Annotated in this window: 16 protein-coding genes and 1 pseudogene; all 17 read right to left on the reverse strand. The window is 69.8% G+C overall.

The genetic code is table 11. From position 1 onward, the window contains the following. Nucleotides 1–886, reverse strand: a pseudogene (locus KTR66_RS25130) (hypothetical protein); the annotation flags it as partial. After that, nucleotides 879–1,241 carry a hypothetical protein gene (locus KTR66_RS19330; RefSeq protein WP_213615471.1) on the reverse strand — a complete coding sequence of 121 codons (363 nt, stop codon included), beginning with the start codon at nucleotides 1,239–1,241 and terminating at the stop codon, nucleotides 879–881. The gene KTR66_RS19330 and the pseudogene KTR66_RS25130, both read right to left, overlap by 8 nt. Further along, nucleotides 1,238–1,642: a hypothetical protein gene (locus KTR66_RS19335; RefSeq protein WP_213615473.1), complete on the reverse strand. Its 405-nt coding sequence runs from the start codon at nucleotides 1,640–1,642 to the stop codon at nucleotides 1,238–1,240. Before KTR66_RS19335 ends, KTR66_RS19330 begins: the two co-directional genes overlap by 4 nt. After that, complete coding sequence (locus KTR66_RS19340; RefSeq protein ID WP_213615475.1) at nucleotides 1,642–3,072, reverse strand: hypothetical protein; 1,431 nt, start codon at nucleotides 3,070–3,072, stop codon at nucleotides 1,642–1,644. Before KTR66_RS19340 ends, KTR66_RS19335 begins: the two co-directional genes overlap by 1 nt. Beyond that, complete coding sequence (locus KTR66_RS19345; RefSeq protein WP_213615477.1) at nucleotides 3,069–3,932, reverse strand: hypothetical protein; 864 nt, start codon at nucleotides 3,930–3,932, stop codon at nucleotides 3,069–3,071. The genes KTR66_RS19340 and KTR66_RS19345 overlap by 4 nt, the downstream gene beginning before the upstream one ends. Before the next feature lie 2 nt (nucleotides 3,933–3,934). Beyond that, complete coding sequence (locus KTR66_RS19350; RefSeq protein WP_213615479.1) at nucleotides 3,935–5,497, reverse strand: hypothetical protein; 1,563 nt, start codon at nucleotides 5,495–5,497, stop codon at nucleotides 3,935–3,937. After that, entirely contained in the window at nucleotides 5,494–9,783 is a 4,290-nt protein-coding gene (locus tag KTR66_RS19355; protein ID WP_213615482.1) for a tape measure protein, read from the reverse strand. Before KTR66_RS19355 ends, KTR66_RS19350 begins: the two co-directional genes overlap by 4 nt. 1 nt (nucleotide 9,784) lies before the next feature. Continuing rightward, nucleotides 9,785–10,432: a DUF6441 family protein gene (locus KTR66_RS19360; RefSeq protein ID WP_213615484.1), complete on the reverse strand. Its 648-nt coding sequence runs from the start codon at nucleotides 10,430–10,432 to the stop codon at nucleotides 9,785–9,787. A gap of 2 nt (nucleotides 10,433–10,434) precedes the next feature. Next, nucleotides 10,435–10,641 (reverse strand): hypothetical protein, encoded by a 207-nt coding sequence (locus tag KTR66_RS19365; RefSeq protein ID WP_213615486.1) that lies wholly within the window; start codon nucleotides 10,639–10,641, stop codon nucleotides 10,435–10,437. An 11-nt stretch (nucleotides 10,642–10,652) separates the two neighbouring features. Then, nucleotides 10,653–11,171: a hypothetical protein gene (locus KTR66_RS19370; RefSeq protein WP_213615489.1), complete on the reverse strand. Its 519-nt coding sequence runs from the start codon at nucleotides 11,169–11,171 to the stop codon at nucleotides 10,653–10,655. Nucleotides 11,172–11,183: 12 nt separating this feature from the next. Continuing rightward, a complete protein-coding gene (locus tag KTR66_RS19375; protein ID WP_213615491.1) occupies nucleotides 11,184–12,143 on the reverse strand; it encodes a phage tail tube protein in 960 nt (319 codons plus the stop codon). A gap of 39 nt (nucleotides 12,144–12,182) precedes the next feature. After that, nucleotides 12,183–12,617, reverse strand: a complete 435-nt coding sequence (locus KTR66_RS19380; RefSeq protein ID WP_213615493.1) for a hypothetical protein — start codon at nucleotides 12,615–12,617, stop codon at nucleotides 12,183–12,185. Next, a complete protein-coding gene (locus KTR66_RS19385; RefSeq protein WP_213615495.1) occupies nucleotides 12,614–12,946 on the reverse strand; it encodes a hypothetical protein in 333 nt (110 codons plus the stop codon). Before KTR66_RS19385 ends, KTR66_RS19380 begins: the two co-directional genes overlap by 4 nt. Continuing rightward, entirely contained in the window at nucleotides 12,946–13,260 is a 315-nt protein-coding gene (locus tag KTR66_RS19390; RefSeq protein WP_213615497.1) for a hypothetical protein, read from the reverse strand. Before KTR66_RS19390 ends, KTR66_RS19385 begins: the two co-directional genes overlap by 1 nt. A 106-nt stretch (nucleotides 13,261–13,366) precedes the next feature. Continuing rightward, nucleotides 13,367–15,298 carry a phage major capsid protein gene (locus KTR66_RS19395; protein ID WP_213615499.1) on the reverse strand — a complete coding sequence of 644 codons (1,932 nt, stop codon included), beginning with the start codon at nucleotides 15,296–15,298 and terminating at the stop codon, nucleotides 13,367–13,369. 2 nt (nucleotides 15,299–15,300) lie between these two features. After that, complete coding sequence (locus KTR66_RS19400) at nucleotides 15,301–16,788, reverse strand: phage portal protein (RefSeq protein ID WP_213615501.1); 1,488 nt, start codon at nucleotides 16,786–16,788, stop codon at nucleotides 15,301–15,303. After that, the gene (locus tag KTR66_RS19405) at nucleotides 16,788–17,342 is read right to left on the reverse strand and encodes a hypothetical protein (protein WP_213615503.1); all 555 of its coding nucleotides are present in this window, start codon (nucleotides 17,340–17,342) and stop codon (nucleotides 16,788–16,790) included. Before KTR66_RS19405 ends, KTR66_RS19400 begins: the two co-directional genes overlap by 1 nt. Between the last annotated feature and the right edge of the window lie 34 nt (nucleotides 17,343–17,376).

The raw sequence follows: 17,376 nt of genomic DNA on the forward strand, positions 1-17,376 counted from the left end.
CGCCGGCCGTATAGGTGCCGGCCGGCGCCGCGCCTCCCACCGCACCGCTTGCGCCCGAACCGCCGCCAGCCCCCGCACCCTCGGCCGAATTGCTGACATTGCCGGCCACCCCACCGATCGCGCCCGCCGCGCCATTCGTCGCGCCGGTTGCGGAGCCACCCGCGCCGAGGAAGCCGGCACCGCCACCGCCGCCGGCCGCGATCGCCAGGCCGCCGCCCGCACCACCGCCGCCGCCGAAGGCATAGAGCAGCGGCGCGCCATTGCTCGCCACCGAGCTAAAGGTGCCAGGCTGCCCCGCCGTGCCGGCCGTGCCGTCGATCGTCGCGCCGCTGCCGCCGGCACCGCCGACACCGACCACGAAATCGAGCACGGCGCCGATCTCGGCCGCCCAATAGATGCGCTCGAGGAAGGCCGGCGAGCCGCCGCCCGCGCCGCCGCTTGTCGACAGGCCGAGCACCTGGCGCGCGCCACCACCACCACCGCCACCACCGCCGACCAGGCGCACCAGCACGGCGCGCGCGCCCGGCGTGATCGTATGGCTCGCGCTCGCCAGGTAGCGCACGCGGTTGACCGATCGCGGAAACCAGCCGCGCGCGCCATCGGCGCCCGTGCCATAGAGGCGCAGCGCGCCAGGCTCCGCGACATCGCCGACCAGCTGCAGCATGCGATCGGCCGAGAGATTGCCGCCGCCCTCGAGGCTATGCCGCGTCTCGATCTTCCGGCCCGTGAGCGCGATGCCATCCACCGAGGCGAGCACCGCCTCGGCATCGGCCACCGCCTGCAGCGCGAGATCTCGCGCCGCCTCGGCCTGATCGCGCGCGCGCCGAGCAGCGGCCGCAACCGCACTGTCACCAAAGGGAGGCGGCTGGATCACATAGCTACTCATCGCTGTTCACCCACTGCGTTGCGGCGATCTCGCCGACCATGATCGGAAACTGCAGCCCGCCCTCGCGGTGCTCGATGCCGTATCGAGCCCGCAAGGCCGTGGGCAGCGCCCGCGATTGCTCGAGACTCAGCGTCACCGTGAATTGCCCGCGCGTGACCGGATCCGCCTGGTTTTCGATGACCAGGCCATTTCCGGCGCCGCTCTGCATGCTGATCTGCCCGCCCGGCCACTCGATGCGCAGCGCGAGCGTGATGCCCGTGAGATCCACCCGCGCGCCCAGCGCATCGGAGATCGTGAAGGTGTAGGGAAGGTTTGCCCCCACCCATACCGGCCAGAGCCACTCGGCCGCGCTCATGCGAGGATCTCGGCGCTGCGGCCCGCCTCGAGCAGGCCCGCCGCTTCCATCTGCTGCAGGCCGGCGGCCGTGCGCGGATCATCGAGATCGATCTCTTGCGCCGCCGCCAGGCGATCGAGCCAGACGCGCACCGCAGGCGAGCTCATGCCGGCCTGCGTAATCGCCAGCTCCTCCTCGGCCGTGAGCCGATCGCGGAACTGCAGCACCGTGAGCACGCGCAGCTGCGGCGGCGCCACAACCACCGCCGCAGGCTCCCATGCGGCACCTGTCCAGCGCCCGCCGATCTGAGTCTCGGCCTCGGCCTCGCGCTTGGTGAAACCGATTGGCGCCGGCCAATCCGCCTCAGCCACAACGATGTTTGCCACGCGGCCATCCGCATCGAGCAGCGCATATCGCCCCATCACAAGATCCCCCAAATATCCAAACGCCCAGCGCCGCCCGCGCCACTGACTGCGCCCGTGCGCGTGCCGCCGCCACCGCCGCCCGGCTGCGCGCCAGCCGTGCCGCTGGTGGTATCACCGCAAGCGCCGCCCGCGCCGCCAAAGACGGAGCCGCCAGCCGCTCGCAGCGTGCCGGCACTGTCACACGAGCCGCCGCCGCCGCCGCCGTAGAGCGATGCACCACCAGGGGCGCCGCCCGTAGCGGCGCCCGCGCCGCCATAGGCGCTAGGCGCGCCTGGCCCACTGCCACCGAACCCGCTGTTAGCCGGAACTCCGACCATGCTCGGCGCGCCGCCGCCAGAGTCGCCGAACGTGCCCGCACTGAGCGCGCCGCCGCCAGCGCCGCCGCCGCTTAGGTTGCCGCCGCCACCACCGAACGCAGTGACCAGCGAGCCGAGAGAGGTATTCCCGCCCGTGGCCCCATTGGTAAGCGCCGCAGAAACAGACGCACCGCCCGCGCCAATCGTCACGGATTGCGATGCCCCCAGCGCCGCCGCCGGCAGATGGAACGGCACGCAGGCCCCGCCACCGCCGCCAAAGGTTGCCGTGCCGCTATCCGACTTGCGGCCGCTGCCACCCGCCCCCCAGGCCAGGCCAGCGAATTGCGTGTATCCCGGCGGTGTCGTGAAGGTGCCCGAAGCGTCAAACCGCCGCCGGAACGCGCGAAGCACCAGAGACACAAAGCCCGCGCCCGTGCAGAGCACCAGCCGCGCCTCCCCCGGATACATCACAAAGCTCGCGAGCCCATCGATCAGCTCGGCACCATTCGGATCGAGCGTAATGTCGCCCGTGCCGTTGTTCACGATGTAGCAATGCCAGCCATTGCCCAGCGTGGCCGCTGCCGCAAACGTCTGCGTGAAACTGCCCGTCAGATCGAGATAGGTTCCCCGCGCCGCCGTTCCGAGAGCCGTGTTTGTTGAGCGTGCATCACGCAAGAGAGCGGGAAGCGCGGCAGGCTGCCCGGCGAGAAACACATTCCAGGCCGCGAATGTGCCGCTCCCCGTAATCTGCGAGACGCTCACCGTAAGCGCGCCGGTTGTCGCGTTGTAGGCCGTTACCGTCCCATCCATGAAGGCCGAGGCACTATTCGCCAGGCGAACCGGCATGCCGATCACGAAGTTTTTTCCGGCCTGCACCGTGAGCACCTGCGAACCCACGCCAATAGAAAGCGAGGTTGTTGAGCTCGCTTGCGTAGCGGCGCCGCCGATCGCATTGCCAGCCGCCAGGATGGCCGCCTGCGTAGCGGCATCGAGAACCGTGATGCCCTCGCCCAGCATCGGCAGAAGCCAGTTGCGAAAGCCTCCATCCCGCATATCCCGCGCGCCCGTCGCGTCGTCAGAATACGCGATGCCACTCCCGCCCCACGCGGGCGGAAAGATAACCTGCGTCATAAAACCTCCTCGAGCTCGAATGCCATGTCTTGCCGCTGGTAGACTGAGAAACTCAGCGGCCCCGGCGGCTTTAACCGCGCGAGCATGCACTCGCGCACCCAATGCAGCGGCTCACCCGGAAACGGCAGCCAGAGCATCGGCTCGGCCACATCCTGCCGGCGCTGCATCTCGAAGGCCCAAGCCATCGCCTCATCTCGCGGCAGATGCGGGATCTCAGCCGAGACGATGCGCGGCGCGGCGCGCCGGTCGAAATACTGCCCGCCACCGATCGCCTCGATCATCTCACTGCGCGAACGGATGCCCGACTTGTAGCCGTATCGCGGATTTCTGCTCGGCTGCCAGCCGCGCGCCGCTTCAAGCAACCCTAGCTCAACATAACCGCTCGGGTTGCTGGCATCTGCCAGCTCGAGCAGGAAGGCGCGGCAGAGGATCGGCGCCGCGAGCCAGATTGGCCGCGTCCAGGTGTAGCCCTCGAGATCCTCGGCTGCATACGCACCTGTCCACCAGCGATCATCCTCCCACTCGAGCGAAGGCCAAGGAAACAGAACCGGCCAAACATCATCCCAGCCGGTATCAGCCAGCGTCACAGACCGCGCCGCATCCGCATAGAGCCGCAACCGATAGCGCGCCGTGACCGAGAGATTATGCCGGACCAAGGCGAATAGCTGCACAATGCGATCGCGCGGGAAGGTGCCCACAATCTGCGTTGCCGCGAGGCCGAGCGATGCCGACCGCGCCACGCGAGCCAGCGGCAGCACCCCCGCATTACTTGCCGGCCAATCTGCTTGCCACTCGCCGCCGCTCCAGGCGATTTCCGGCGTCCAGCGCGGCCAGCCGAAAACCACGTTTTGCTGAGTCATGCCTACCCCCAGAGATCCAGCGTCAACACATCAGGCCGCCCCCAGCCATCCGCCCCCATTTCAATCCCCGTGACCACCATGAGGCGGCCGGAGGCGTAGCCATAGCGGTGCGTTGCAACGCTCACGATTGCGCCGAGATCGATCGCCGCGAGCATGTCTGGCCGCGTCACCACGCGCACCCGCAAGCGATCTCTGCGCGAGGCAAACATCACCAGCCGGCGCGCCGCCTCGGCCTGCGCATCGGCCTCGGAAACCAGCAGGCTCTCGAATGCCAGATCATTCGCCTGCAAGTGCTTGGACTTCACCGCCGCATTTTCGGCCACCGCGTTGCGCACCGGCTCTCGCAGGAACGCGGCCCGCGCATCGGAAACACCGAGCGCCAGCGCGTCGCGCTCTAGCGGTGTCCAGATGCGGCCATAGCTCAACGTGACGCGCCAGGCCGGCACACCGCGCCCCGCATCGTTAGTCGGCATGCGCTCGAGGCTTACAATATCGGCCGTGGCCGGCCCGCTTGCACTGCCGCGATCGAGGATCGCCAAAGTTGCAACGGGAGAGCCGGCCGGCACCTCGAGCCGCCGCATGCGCAGGCGGCCAAGGCGATCGAAGCCGACCCAGGCGCCAACTCCGGCCGCGACCTGCTCCATTGCCGAGATAAAGCTGCCCTCACCGTTAGTCCAAACGCCAACTTGGCCCGGCGCCGCCAGATCGAGCGCCGCGACATCGGCCGCCACCATATCGCCCGAGAGGATCCCGGCCGCCGCCGCCATTCGGCTGAGCACCTGCGCCGCCGTGCGATCGGCTGCCGCCGCGCCCTCGTCAACGTCTGCTGTTACCTGCAGCGTCGGCGAGGAGCCCAGGCGAATTAGCCCACCCGCCAACCATGCCCGCGCCTGACCAGCGGCAGGCGAGACGGCCTGCAGCTCAGCGAGTGAGGCGTAGGGCGCGCCATTCGCGATTGCGATGCCACCCTCGAACATCGTTGCCGCCGAAATCGGCCCATCATTCACCTGCCAGATCTGAGCCGGCGCGTTGACCAGCACCGGCGAGACGCCCAACACCCGCCCCCATAACCGAGGCTTGCGCCGCCCCTTGATTGTGTCGGCCGTGCCCTCCACACCGCTCGCGCCGATGTTTGTTCCCGCATACGTCGCCTCTTGCACCGGCTTATCGAGCTCGAAGATCCGATCACGGATCCGAAAGGCGATCCGCAGCTCGGAGAATGTCGGCTGCTCAATGGTGCCCCGCAGCAGCACCGTGAATGCCCCGTAGGCTTGGTGCGCCTCTCCAACGCGCAGCGTTAGATTGCGGCCGTCAAAACCGAAATCCGCCAAGCCATCGAGCGCGCCGTCAGGATTGGCTAGTCGCAACTCGCCGAAGCCCTGCTCGATCCGGCCGCCCGTTGTGCCGCTCGCGAATGCCGTGCGCCGCAGCGTCGGATTCTCGAGAATGCGGCCATCGTAGAAACCCGGCGCACCTGGCCCCGCCCAGCCCTGCGTGGCATAGCGCAGCACGCGCTCAGCACCGAGCGCGGCATCATATCCAGTGATTTCGGCAAGGAGGATCATGCGGCGCTTTCCAGGCGCACCGCACCCTCGAGAGAGGCAAGCAACCTCGCAACCCGCGCCGTGAGCTCGATCTGCTGCTCACCCGCCGTCACCCGAACACTGTTGCCGCTGCGGAGCTCGGCCACCACCTCGCGCAGCAGCTTGGCGAGATCGCTCGATGATGCGCCTTGCACCGCACCCTGCGGGCGCGGTGCGGTTTCGCGCACCCAGTTATCCCACTCAGGACTCAGGCCCGGCGCGATCCCACTTCCGGCCTCATACTCGCGCACCAGCGCCGCAAAGCGCATCGCGTCCTCGATGTTCTGCGCCCGCTCGATGTTCCGATCGAGCGCGCCATAGAACAGGCCCGCATATTCCGCTGTTGCCGTGCCAAAGACGCGACTCCCCTCTGATAGGTAGTCATTCAAGCTCAGCCGGCCGCCCGTAAACTTTTCTTGCGCCAGCGCGAGGCGCTGCTGCCCCGTGAGCGGCGAGTATTGCCCGAGATATGCCGCATCCACCTCGGCGCGAAGCCGGCTTATCGTATCCATGGCGGCGCGTGACATGGCCGCCGCGTTGTCGTTTGCCGCTTTCGCTGCCGCGATCTGCGCCTGGTTGTATTCCTCGAGCACCTCAAAGCCGCGCGCGATCGCCGCCGCCCGCTGCCGCTCTGCCTCGGCGGCTGCCGCGCTCGCCTCGCGCAGGCTGATCATCTCACTCGCCAAGCCCGCCGCCGCATCGTCCACACCCGAGAAGCGTGACACCAGATCCTGCAGCGTGGCCGTATCCAGATCATCGAGCACACCGCGCGCGCGCGCGTTGTAAAGCTCATCAGGATTCCGGCCGGCCGCCCGATAGAAATCGGCCGTTGAATTGTAATCCACCCGAAGCCCGCGCAACTGGTTGATGTAGCTCTTGCCCTGCGCCTCCAGCAGCGCGGCATCGAACTCTGCTTGAATGCCGGCCCGATACCGCTCCTCGGCCCGCCCCATGGCCGCCGTGAGATCATCGGTTGCACGGCCGAGCGATCCCACGACGCGGATCGTCGCCTCATAATTCTCGCGGACGGCGCGCAGCCCTTCGCCGTATCGGTCCTGCGCGACCGTCACATCGAGCAAAGGCGCGAGAGCGCGCTCTAGCTCTGCGCCGCGCTTTTCGCTGAGCTTGGCCGTCTCTAACCCGAGCTCAGCCGCTTTCGCGATCGCCGCATCATAGGGCTGCACCAAGCCGCGCAGGCTCTCCGCAAACTCGGTTGTTTTCTCTGCCGCGCCGCTCAGCGCCTTATAGGCACCCTCGAAAAACTCGAGATTTTTGCTCAGCGCCTCGAGGCTATCGCCGCTTGCGGCCGCGATGCCGGCATAAGGCCCGGAGAGCACGCCCTGGCCGCGAAACTCCGCGAGCACCATGCGCGCGGCCGCTTCCGAAAGCTGCTTCGCGCCGTCTGCATTGTTGGCAAACTGCGCTTTCTGCCCGTTCACATCGAGGTAAAGGCGCGCGTTCGTCGTGCCGACCGCAATATCGCCGCCGATCCTGGCACCGCCCAGCCGATCGCCGATCTCGCGCGCGAGATTGGCGATCCCCTGAGCTGCGCCGCTCGAATTGTCCCGGTTTGCCTGAGAAAACCGCCTGCCGCCCAGCCCCTCGAAAGTCTCGGCGCCGCTGTTGAGGTTGATGCGCGCGAGCTGGCCCTGGCCGGAAGGCTTCGCACCAGGCGCCAGCGCGCCCGCGATCGCCAGCACCGCACCCACCCCGAGGCCGATCGGCCCAAGCGCGCCCAACGCCGGCAGGAGGCCCGCAGCGGCGCCCAGCATGCCGAGGCCCGTGACCGTGCTGACGGCGCCACCAGCGGCGCCCAGCGCGCCGCCGAGGCCGCCCTTTTGGATCCCCGAGTAAATCCCGAACGCGCCGCCACCGATCGCCGCCAGCGGCCCGAGCGCGCTCGCCACCGTGAGGCCCGGCGAGGCGCCGGCCGCCATGACCGCGCCCGGCGTGGCCGGCCCGAAGGCGCCGCCCATGCCGCCGAGCGCGGCGCTTGTGGCATCGGCCAGGCCGCTCGGCGCGATCAGGGAGGCATTCAGGATCCCATCAACGCCACTGAAACCCGTGTTGACGCCCAAGCCGCCCGGAAAGAAGGAACCGAGGCCGCCTGGCGCCGTGAGGCCGTTATAGGCCGTGCGCAGCGTTGAGAAGCTGCTCACCTCCCCGGCGCCCAGGCCGCCACCAGCTGCAGCACCAGGCGCAGGCGCCGCCGCCTGCGCCGAGCCGCCGAACAAGCCGCCGAGGTTCAAGCCGCCCGCGCTGCCGGAGAGGCCGCCGAGGCCGAGGCTCGAGACGATCGGCGCCACGATCGGCCGGATGATGGCCTGCGCCGCAATGGTGGCAAACGTGCTGATCGCGCCGCGCTTGAAGCTCTCCATCAGGCCGGCGAAGCCCTTGCCCGTGCCCTCGAAAGCCCGCGCGAAGGCATCGCCGAAAAAGCCCGTGATGCGATCCGTGGTGCGCGTGTTGTCTTGTTCAATCCGGCGCGCGGCCTCGGTTGCCGCGCGCACGGCCGGATCGGCGGCCGCCACTGCGCGGTTGTAAGTCTCCTGCGTGATCGCGCCTTGATCGAGCAGCGTGCGCAGCACCGAAAGCTGCTCGGCATAACGCTCGGCCTCGGTGCGCACGGAGGCCGTAACCGTCTCGCCCTCGCGCATGAGCGCCTGCCGGTCGCGCTCCATATCGGCCACGATCCGGCCGACCGCCGCCACCTCCTCATCCGTGGCAACGCGGCCGCGCTCGGCCTCCTGCAGGTTGCGGATCTCCTCGGCGAGCCGGCGATTCTCGGCCGCGCGCTGGCGCGTGGCCTCGGCGTCATCGAAATTGCCCTGCAGGCGGTTGCGCTCGATGACGGCCAGGCGCTCGGCATGCTCGCGCCGCAGATCCTGCTCGCTCCGATTGCGCTCGCGCAGCGCCTGGCCGGCGGCCGTGGTTTCGGCCCGCGTGGCCGCCTCGCGCCTGGCGCGCGCCGTGGCCTCCTCGGCCTGGCGCACCTCATCCGCCTCGCGCTCGGCATTGGCGCGCCGCTCGCGCGCCTCGGCCAGCACACGATCCTCGGCCGCCAGGCGCTCGCGCAGCTCGGCCAGGCGCTCCTCCGGCGAGCGCGTGGCGCCGGCCGTCTCCTGCAAACCTCGGCCGATGGTGCCACGGCGCGGCGGCTGCTGCGGCCCCACCGCCTCGCCGCTCAGCGCCCCGATCTCGGCCTCGAGGCGCGCGCGCCGGGCCTCGGCCGCCTGCTCATCCCGCGCCGCCTGCTCGGCCGCGCTGCGTGGCGTGATGGCCGCCCCGGCGCCGGAAACCACCCCGGCCGCCGCACGCGCCGCCGCCGCGATCCCCTGCGAGAGGCCGAGCGCGCGATCGAGCTTGCCGACAAAATCCACCATGGCGGCGCCCAGGATCCCGAAGGCCTGGCCCATGGTCGGCGTGAGCTCGGAAAACTGCCGGTTGATCTGCTCGCCCGCGCGAAGCAGCGCCTGAAACACGCGATCGGAGGTGAGCTGCCCCTCGGTGCCCATCTGCCGCAGCTGGCCGATCGAGACGCCCAGCTCGCGCGCCAGCGCCTCGGCGAGCGTGGGCATATTCTCGAGGATCGAGCGCAGCTCATCCCCCTGCAGCTTGCCGGAGGCGAGCGCCTGGCCGAGCTGCTGCACACCTGCCGCGCTCTCCTGGCCGGAGGCGCCCGCGATCATGCCGGCCTGCTGAATCGTGCGCGTGAGCTGCAGCACCTCGGCATTTGTCGCGCCGATCGAGCGCGCCGCCACCGAGAAGCGCACGAAGGCGCCGGCCGTCTCGCCGATCGCCGCGCCCGTCTGCTGCGAAAGCGAGACGAGCTCGCCATAGACGGATTGCGCGGCGCCGATGCTGCCCGTGGCCGCCCGCAGCTTGTTGATCGTGACTGTGTATTCGTCGCCGAGCTTGGCGATCGAGACGCCCGCCGCCACGGCGCCCGCGCCGAGCGCGGCCATGGCGGCCGCCGGCGAGCTCAGCGCGGAGCCGAGCTGGCCGAGGCTGCTCGCCGCACCATCGGCCGCCGCGCCGAGCAGGCCGAGCTCGCCGCGCATGCCGCGCATGGCGTCCACATTCTTGCGCAGCGCCTGCTCGGCCCGCTCGGCGCCATTGGCGAGAGCCGGCTGCGCTTTCAGCAGCGCGTCATAGGCCCGGCCGGCGGCCGCGCTCTCGGTTGCGGCCGCGCGCAGATCCCGAATGACCTGATCGGCGCCCTCGGTTGAGAGGCGCAGCGTCCATCGATTGTTTTGACTGCCCGACATATCAGCCCCTCAACCCTGCGGCCGCGCGATCGATGATCCCCGGCAGACGGCGCGCCCATGCGGCCGCGATCGGACGCGGCGCCAGGCGCTGCGCGAGCCGCACCTGCGGCACCAGCCAGAACGCCACCACGGCCCGCGCACGGCCGCGCGCCTGCTGCCGCGAGGTGGCGCCTCGAGCTCGGCCGCCGCGCGTGAGCCGCGCCGCCGGCAGCACCAGGCACGGCCGGCCGCCGATCACCGCGAGCTCGAGTTTCTGCAGAAACCGCGCCTCGGCCTGGCGCGGCGAAAGCTTCTCACCCCAGCGGCCGCGCGGCACGGCATCCGTAGGAATGGCGAGATATTTGCCGCCCTTGGCCGTGATCGTCGCGCCCTCCGAAAAGGCGCGGATGATGTCGGCCGCGTTGCGATTGGCGACGATCTCCGAGGCCGCGCGCGGCGAATAGGCCGGAGGCCTGGGAAAGGTGCTTTGCCTGATCGCATTGCCGAGCCGCTGGCCGAGGCCGGCCGAGCGGACCATCGCGCGGAGATCCTGCTGCGCCCCCTTGCCCGCCGCATCCATGGCGGCCGTGATCGCGCGCGCCGCGAGCCGAGAGCGTGAGCGCAGCCATTCCGGCGGATCCACCCCCTCGATTCTCGCGAGCACGCGCATGATCAGGCCTCTTGTTGCTGCGGATCCTGCTCTGCCGAGGCCTGGCGCTTCGCCTGGCCTGCGGCGATCCCGCGCGCGGACTGCGCGATCAGGAATGCGGCAGCGCGCCCATCGACACCGAAGGCCCCGGCGAGCGCCAGAGCCGCGCCGGCATCGACAGACGCGCCGCCCATGTCATGCCTCACCGAGGCCTCTACGGCCTCGAGCACGGCCGCGCCCTCTAGGGATTGAGGAGCGTTTCGGATGACGGGGCAGGCGCCGCATCGGCCGCCGGAGCCGGCGCCGCAGCCGGCGCAGTATCGATCGCCGCCGCCCCATCGCCAGGCGAGGAGATCTCGGAGCCGTTTCCCTCCGCGAGCAGCGGCGCCACCGTGCCATCATAGGCCGTGCGGAAGGCCGGCCCGGCGATCGGATGCGCGGCGAAGGCATCGAGCGCCTCCGGCGTGATGTGCAGCGCCTGGCCCTCCTCATCCGTCACGCCTTCCCAGGCCATGATCTGCCCGGCCAGAGCGCGCACCTTGGCGAGCGCGAAGGCGCCCTCGAGGCGCGCCACCTCGAGATCCGAGAGCTGGCGCGTCTCATCGCCCTCATTCACGGCGAGCTTGAGCGCCGAATAGGCGCGCCAGGCCTCATATTCCACGGCGCGGAGAATGGCCGTATCGAGCGGCGGCACCTTGACGCGCACGCCGCCGCCGATCTCGAGCCAGCGCGGCTCCGGTTTCAGGTTCAGTTTCAGCATCTTGAGGCCCTTTCAGTAAGCCGCGGTTTGATTCAGCAGCGTGACCCGGAACATGCAGGCCGCCGTGCTGTCGAAGGACGCCAGGCCGCGCACCGGCAGATCGATCCCCATCGGCCCCTCGAGGCGCGGCCCGATCGGCGCCAGCGTCACGCGCGGCAGCTCGAGCGTGAGCGACCGCTGCGCGTTGATCTGCAGCTGATAGGCGAGCGAGCAGGGAGTGCCGGCGATCGCATCCGTGAGGATCGCCGCATTGGCGGCCGTGAGGCGCACCGTGCCCTCGAATTGCGCCGAGGTTTCGGCCCAATCGATGCCCTCGATCCGGCGATCATTGCGGATCGCCTTCACCGCCTCCATCCCATTGGAGAAGGTGAGCGTGCCCTGCATGAAGGCCGGCAGCGCGGCACCGTTGCGCGACACCGAGCCCTGAAAGCGGTTGAACCGCTCAAAGGTGGCCGTGGTCGGCGTGCCAGGCGCCGAGGTGAGATTCGGCGTGTGCGCCAGCGCCATGAGGCCGAAGGTGGCATCGGCCACGCCGCTCTGCTGGATCGGCACGCTCAGCGTATTGGCGCGGACGCCGAGATAACCCTCATTCGCGCCCGCGATGTCGGAATACACCTTCTCGATCGCCACGCTCGGCAGCGCGTTGGAGCCGGAGCGAAAAACATGCGTGAGATTCGTGGTGCCCGTCGTCGTCGGCGAGCCGAGCAGCATGCGCAGCCAATGGCCGATATTGGTGAGATCCAGCGGCACCACGGCCTCGCCCGTAATGTCGATGAAATCGCGATACGGATCGAGCGGATCCCGCGTCGTGGCTGCGCTCGAAAGCACCACGTCCTGCGCCAGATTCTCATTCGGCGCGAGCGTGAAGCTCTTGACCGGAAGCCGGCGATAATTGCCGGTCGGCTTCACGCCCTCGGTTGCCTCGATCTGCTGGAAAATCGAGACGTTTTTACCCTGACCACCAACAGGCATGGCGGTTTTCTCCTCTTGTGAGTGTGGAAGGAAGGACGCTCAGCCCGCCGGGCTTGGCGCCACGAAATGCAGGCGCACCGGCACCGAGAGCGCGAAAACCGGCGGTTGCTGGCCGCCCGTCTCGAGCGCCGGCACGGCCACCACCTCGGCCTCCGGCGCGCCAACCTCGGCCCAATCCACCGCGCCGCCGAGCGTCGGATCGGCCACCAGGCGCGCGGCGAACAGCTCGGCCGCATCATCGCGGATCGTGCCGCTATCGGCCTCGATCGTGACCGGCGCGAGCCAGGCGATCTCATATTGCAGCGGCGAGAGCAGCGCCTCGGCCGCCTCGCAAGACCCATCATGCACCGTCACCAGCGCGAAGCCGGCCGGGATCTCGAGCGGCAGGCCGCCATGCCGCTGCACCGAATGGCCCGGCATGCCGGCGGCAAGGGAGGTGCGCAGCGCCTGCAGCGCCGCCTCGCGCTTGGTCATTTCACCGTCACCCGCCAGAAGCCGCCATGCTCCTCGAGCTGCACATCGAGGATCTCGCGGCTGCCATGCCATGGCATCGCCACGGCCGCGCCGATGCCCAGCTGCAGGCGCGCGCCCTTGGCCGGCGCCGGCACCTCGGCCACCCGCACCAGCCACACCGAGCCGGCCTGGCGCACCACATGCGCGCCGGTATCGATCAGCGGCGCCGGCAGCTCACGGATCACCGAGCACGGCACCGAGCCGCCGCCGGCCGGCAGATAGCGCGCGGCCTCGGCGAAATCCTCCTCGCCGAACATGCCGGCGAGATCTGCGGCCGACTCAACGGCCATCAGACGCCGAGCCTCGCCTGGCCGTCATCCGCGCCGCCCTCGGCGCCCGCCTCGGCCTCGCCCGTGGCGCCGGCCTGGCCGGCCTCGGCGCCGACCTGGCCGGAGCTGGCACCCGCCCCGGAGCCGCCCGTGGCGCCCGTCTGGCCGGCCTCCGGCTCCTCCTCCGGCGTGACCTCCTCACCCGGCAGCGCATCCCGCGCGCGGCCGCCGGAGAGCAGCAGCAGGCGATCCTCGGCCGAAACCTCGAGCACGCGGCCCTGCCGCAGATGCACGCCCGCGAGCAGGCATGCGGAGAGAATGGCGATCCTGCGCATGGCGGATCCTTTCGATTGTTTGGAAGGGAAGGGAGGCGGCCTGGCGCACCCCCCGATGCGCCAGGCCCTTTGATGAGCAGCCAGGCGCGAGCGCCCGGCCGGCTCATCAGGCGGTGAGCGCGTCCAACATCGCCGAGAAGGACTGCTGACGGCGCACGCCGACATCCGTCGTCTGGTAGTTGTGAACGCGGATCACGCGGCTGGCGGCCTGCGTGATGTTGTCGGTGAGGATCTCGAGCGCCCCCCACTCGCCGATGACCAGATCGCGCCAGTTGCCGAAGAAGATGGCCGAGCAGATGCCGCTCGCCGTGCCCTTGGTCAGGTTGGACGACACCTGATTGGAAACCCCGGCGCGATACCCGTTCATGGTCCCGAAGCCGGACTGATCGGCGCGATCGCTCCCAGGCATGCCACCCCACACGAAAACCGGCTGGCCGGCGACGATCGGCTGACGCTTGAGGCGGCCGCGCACCCGGCTATTGGTCAGGTAGCCCAGCGCCTCGATCGCGGCATTCTGATTCGCCACCTGCGTTTCGAGATCCACCACGTTATCCCAGGTGGGCACCGCGCCATTGGTGCCGCCGGCCACGGAGCCGATGCCGGCCGTGGCCGCAATGCCCGTGGGCTGGTTGCCCGCGCCCGTGCCATGCAGCGCGGCGAGATCCACCGCCAGGCCGACCACCGCCGCGAGATCCATGCGCACCAGCGCCTCGACATCGAGCGAGCTCTGCAGGAGAAGCTCGCGCGTGAAATCCTGGATCGCATGCACCGTGCGCGGAGTGAGCGCGAGCTGCGCCATCACCGAGTCGCTCTCGGTTGCGGCCGCGCCCTGCGCCACCCAGGAGGCCGAGGCGGCGCCCGTCTGACGCGGGATCGCCACGTTGCCGACCAGGCCGGAAAGCATGGTGGCGCCCATGGCGCGGACCATCATCGAGTTGCGCAGCAGATCGATGAAGTTGGTGGCAAGCACGTCCGTCTGCACCACCGCACCGCCGGCCGCGATGCTGGCCGTGGTGAGATCGCGCTGCATCCGGCCGCCGCCGGCCAGGATGCGGCCGTTGTGCTCGCGCAGGCCCACCGGAGCCATCATCACCTCATACGGCAGCACCAGGCCGCCGCGCATCTGCGCGCCCGTCTTGCGCATGCCATCGGCGGCAGCGGCCGAGGCCTCCACCTCGAACGGCGCCAGGCTCGGATTGTTCTCGGCGCGCGCGAGGATCATGCGCGCGAGGCTGAACTGCCGCGCCTCCTTGGCCGAGAGGCCGATCTCGGTCGGCGGCGCGCCGAGCGGCCGGCTCTGGCCCTGGCGCTGCTCGAGCAGCAGGCCCCGGAACTGCTCGATGGTGAGGCCCTTGCGGATCGCGTCGGCCGCCTGGTCCGTCGCATTGGCGATCGCCGCGAGATCATAGATCTCGGCGATGCGCTTCTGCGCGGCCTGGTTGATTTCGTCCTGCGTCGGCGCGCGCATCTGCGCCTCGTTCTGATCGGCCATGCGGCCCTCCTGTTTCGGTTGTGCGGGAAGTTTCGGCGGCTCGGCCTCGCGACCCACCCCGACCGTTGCATCGGCCGGAAGGCTCACCAGGCTCACCTCGAGCGGACGCCAGCGCGTGGCCCGATAGGTGCTCACGCCCTCGGCTTCGCTTTCCAGGCGAAGCTCGAGGAGCTCGTAACCCACCGAGACATTTGCGCGGATGCCGTCCGCCACGTCTTGCATCACCTCCTCGGCGCGCGCGCTTTTCCCAAAGCGCACGATTGCGCGGGCCTTCCGGTCCCCGCCGAGAGTGACACTCTCAACAACGCCCACCTGATCGCGCGCGTTGTGATCCATCAGGAGCGGCGCGGTGCCACCGCGCAGCCACCCATCATCCATTTCCCCCGGCGCATGGCCGAGGATCTCGATGCCCCACCAGCGTTGCACCGGCTGCTCGCTCGAGAAGGCGAGCTCGACCGTGCGCGCCTCCATATTGAGCGAGGCCCGCTCGAAAACCGCCGCGCGGGATCCGCGCCGCTCAACGCCCTGCGGCAATGCACCAGGCATGCTCAACTCCCCTGATCGATGATGTTGAAGGTTGAAGAGGGGGCCGCCGGCTGGCCGAGCCCCTCCATCATGGCTTGCTCGGCGCGCAGCTTGGCGACCGTATCGGCGAAATCCCCGCCGCGCTCTGCAACGAGATCCGTGCGCGCGGCGATGCCCAGCCCCACGGCCTCGCGCATGGCGTTCACCTCTTTCAGCGGATCCACCCATTGCCAGCCGCGCGCCGTGAAGCTCGGCCGGTTGAATCGATCGAACTTGCCAGGCGGCAGGCTGAGCGCGCCCGTGATCAGCGCCTCACGCAGCCAAGGCGCGAAGATCGGCTCACAGAGCGAGCCAATCATCCAGGCCTGCAGCGTGCGGTATTCCTCGCGATCCTCGAGCGTGACGCCGCGCAGCGCCGAATAGCTGAGCTTCGCGGCATCATTCGCGAATGCGGGATAGGACAGGCCGGAGCCGGAGGCCGCCGAGCGCAGGATGGCGCCGACGAAATCCGCAAAGGCTTGCGTCGGATGCTGCGGATCGAAGCTCTGGAAATCCACGCCTTTCGGCAGGAGCTCAAAGGTGCCGGCCTCGGCCTTCTGCACCAGGCGCCCATCGGCCGCGAGCTCGCCGTCTGGCTCCTCATCCGAATCGATCCGATAGAATCCCATCTTGCCGGCCGAGACGCGCGCGGCCGCGAGCTCGGCCTCCGAATAGCCGTCCAGCATGGCGAGCGCGCGAATGGCCGTATCGAGCCAAGGCACGCCGCGCACCTGATCGGCCCATTCCGAGAGAAACAGGTGCCGGATGTCATCGGCCGGCAGGCGCTGATAGCGGCGGCCGCCGGCCGTATAGCAATCATCGCCCTCGAGCGTGGTGCGCAGGTGATACGCCACCGGCCGCCCGAACTCATCCCGCTCAACGCCACTCCGCACCGTATGGCCGGCCGGCAGGCGCCAGCCGCCGATCGCGCCCTGCGCGCACATCAGATCCTCATCGAGCAGCGCCACATCGAGGATCTGCAGCGCCAGGCCGAAGCGGTTGAAGCGCGAGCCGCGCACGATCCGCACCAGCGCCTCGCCGTCGCGCGCCACCTGGCCGATCACCGAGCGGCAGACATCGGCGAAACTGAGCTTGCCCGTCACATCGCAGGAGCCGACCTTGGCCCATTCCTGCCAGGCCGCCTCAATCCGCCGGTTTGCATCCTCATCCGGCCGGCCGCCGCGCTCCATCTGCACTTGCATCTGCAGCACGAAGCCCGAGGCGCCGATGACGTTGCGGCGCAGCGTCTTGAGGAAGCCCTTGGAAAACCCGTCATTCTGCGCCAGGTGCCGCGACCTGGCGCGCAGCACCTTGAGCGCCTGCCGGATCTCGCGATTTGGCGCGGCGGCCGCGCCGCTCGGCAGATCCTCGAGCAGGCGAGACGGCGCGGCGCCCAGGAAGGCGCGGCGCCCGCCGCCATGGCCGGCCTGCGGCGCGGTGAGCACGCGCCAGGCATCGCGAAGCCGGCCCATCACGCGCGCACCATGCGCGTGATCACCTGGCGCGGCCGGCCGAGGCCGTTTGCCTTAGCCTCGCGCGCGGCCTCGGCCTTGTAATAGTCGCGCCATTTCAGGAGCTCGCCGATCGGCATCCGTTTCAGCTCCCGATCGCCGAGCTTGTAACTCTCCTGATCTTTCGTCGCCTTGCCCTCGAGCATGGCCTCGAGCGCGGCGAGCACGCGCGCCGCATGGCCGCGCAGATCCCCCGTGACCGTGGCCGGATCCGGCCGCAGCTGCAGCGGCGCGCGCCAGATCTCCTCGCGCACCCCGCCGAGGCTCGCCTGGCCGATCAGCGTGCAGGCCAGGCCCTGCGCCGGCACCGCGAGCGCGGCCGTCTGCACCGCCGCCGCCGTGGCGAGGAAGCCGGCGCCATCGGCCGCAGCGCCGAATTGCAGATTGACCCCGGCGCCGATGACGCGCCAGGAAACCGCCCAGCCGGCGGCCGGCGGATAGTCGGCCGACTCCCAGCGGAAACGCCAGGTATCGCCCGCCGTCAGCAGCGCAGGCGGAGCATCGAGCGCAGGCATGCGGCATCCCCTCAGATCGCGGCCTTGCGGCCGC

The sequence above is a fragment of the Roseococcus sp. SDR genome, from assembly GCF_019083995.1.
Classification (GTDB): domain Bacteria; phylum Pseudomonadota; class Alphaproteobacteria; order Acetobacterales; family Acetobacteraceae; genus Roseococcus.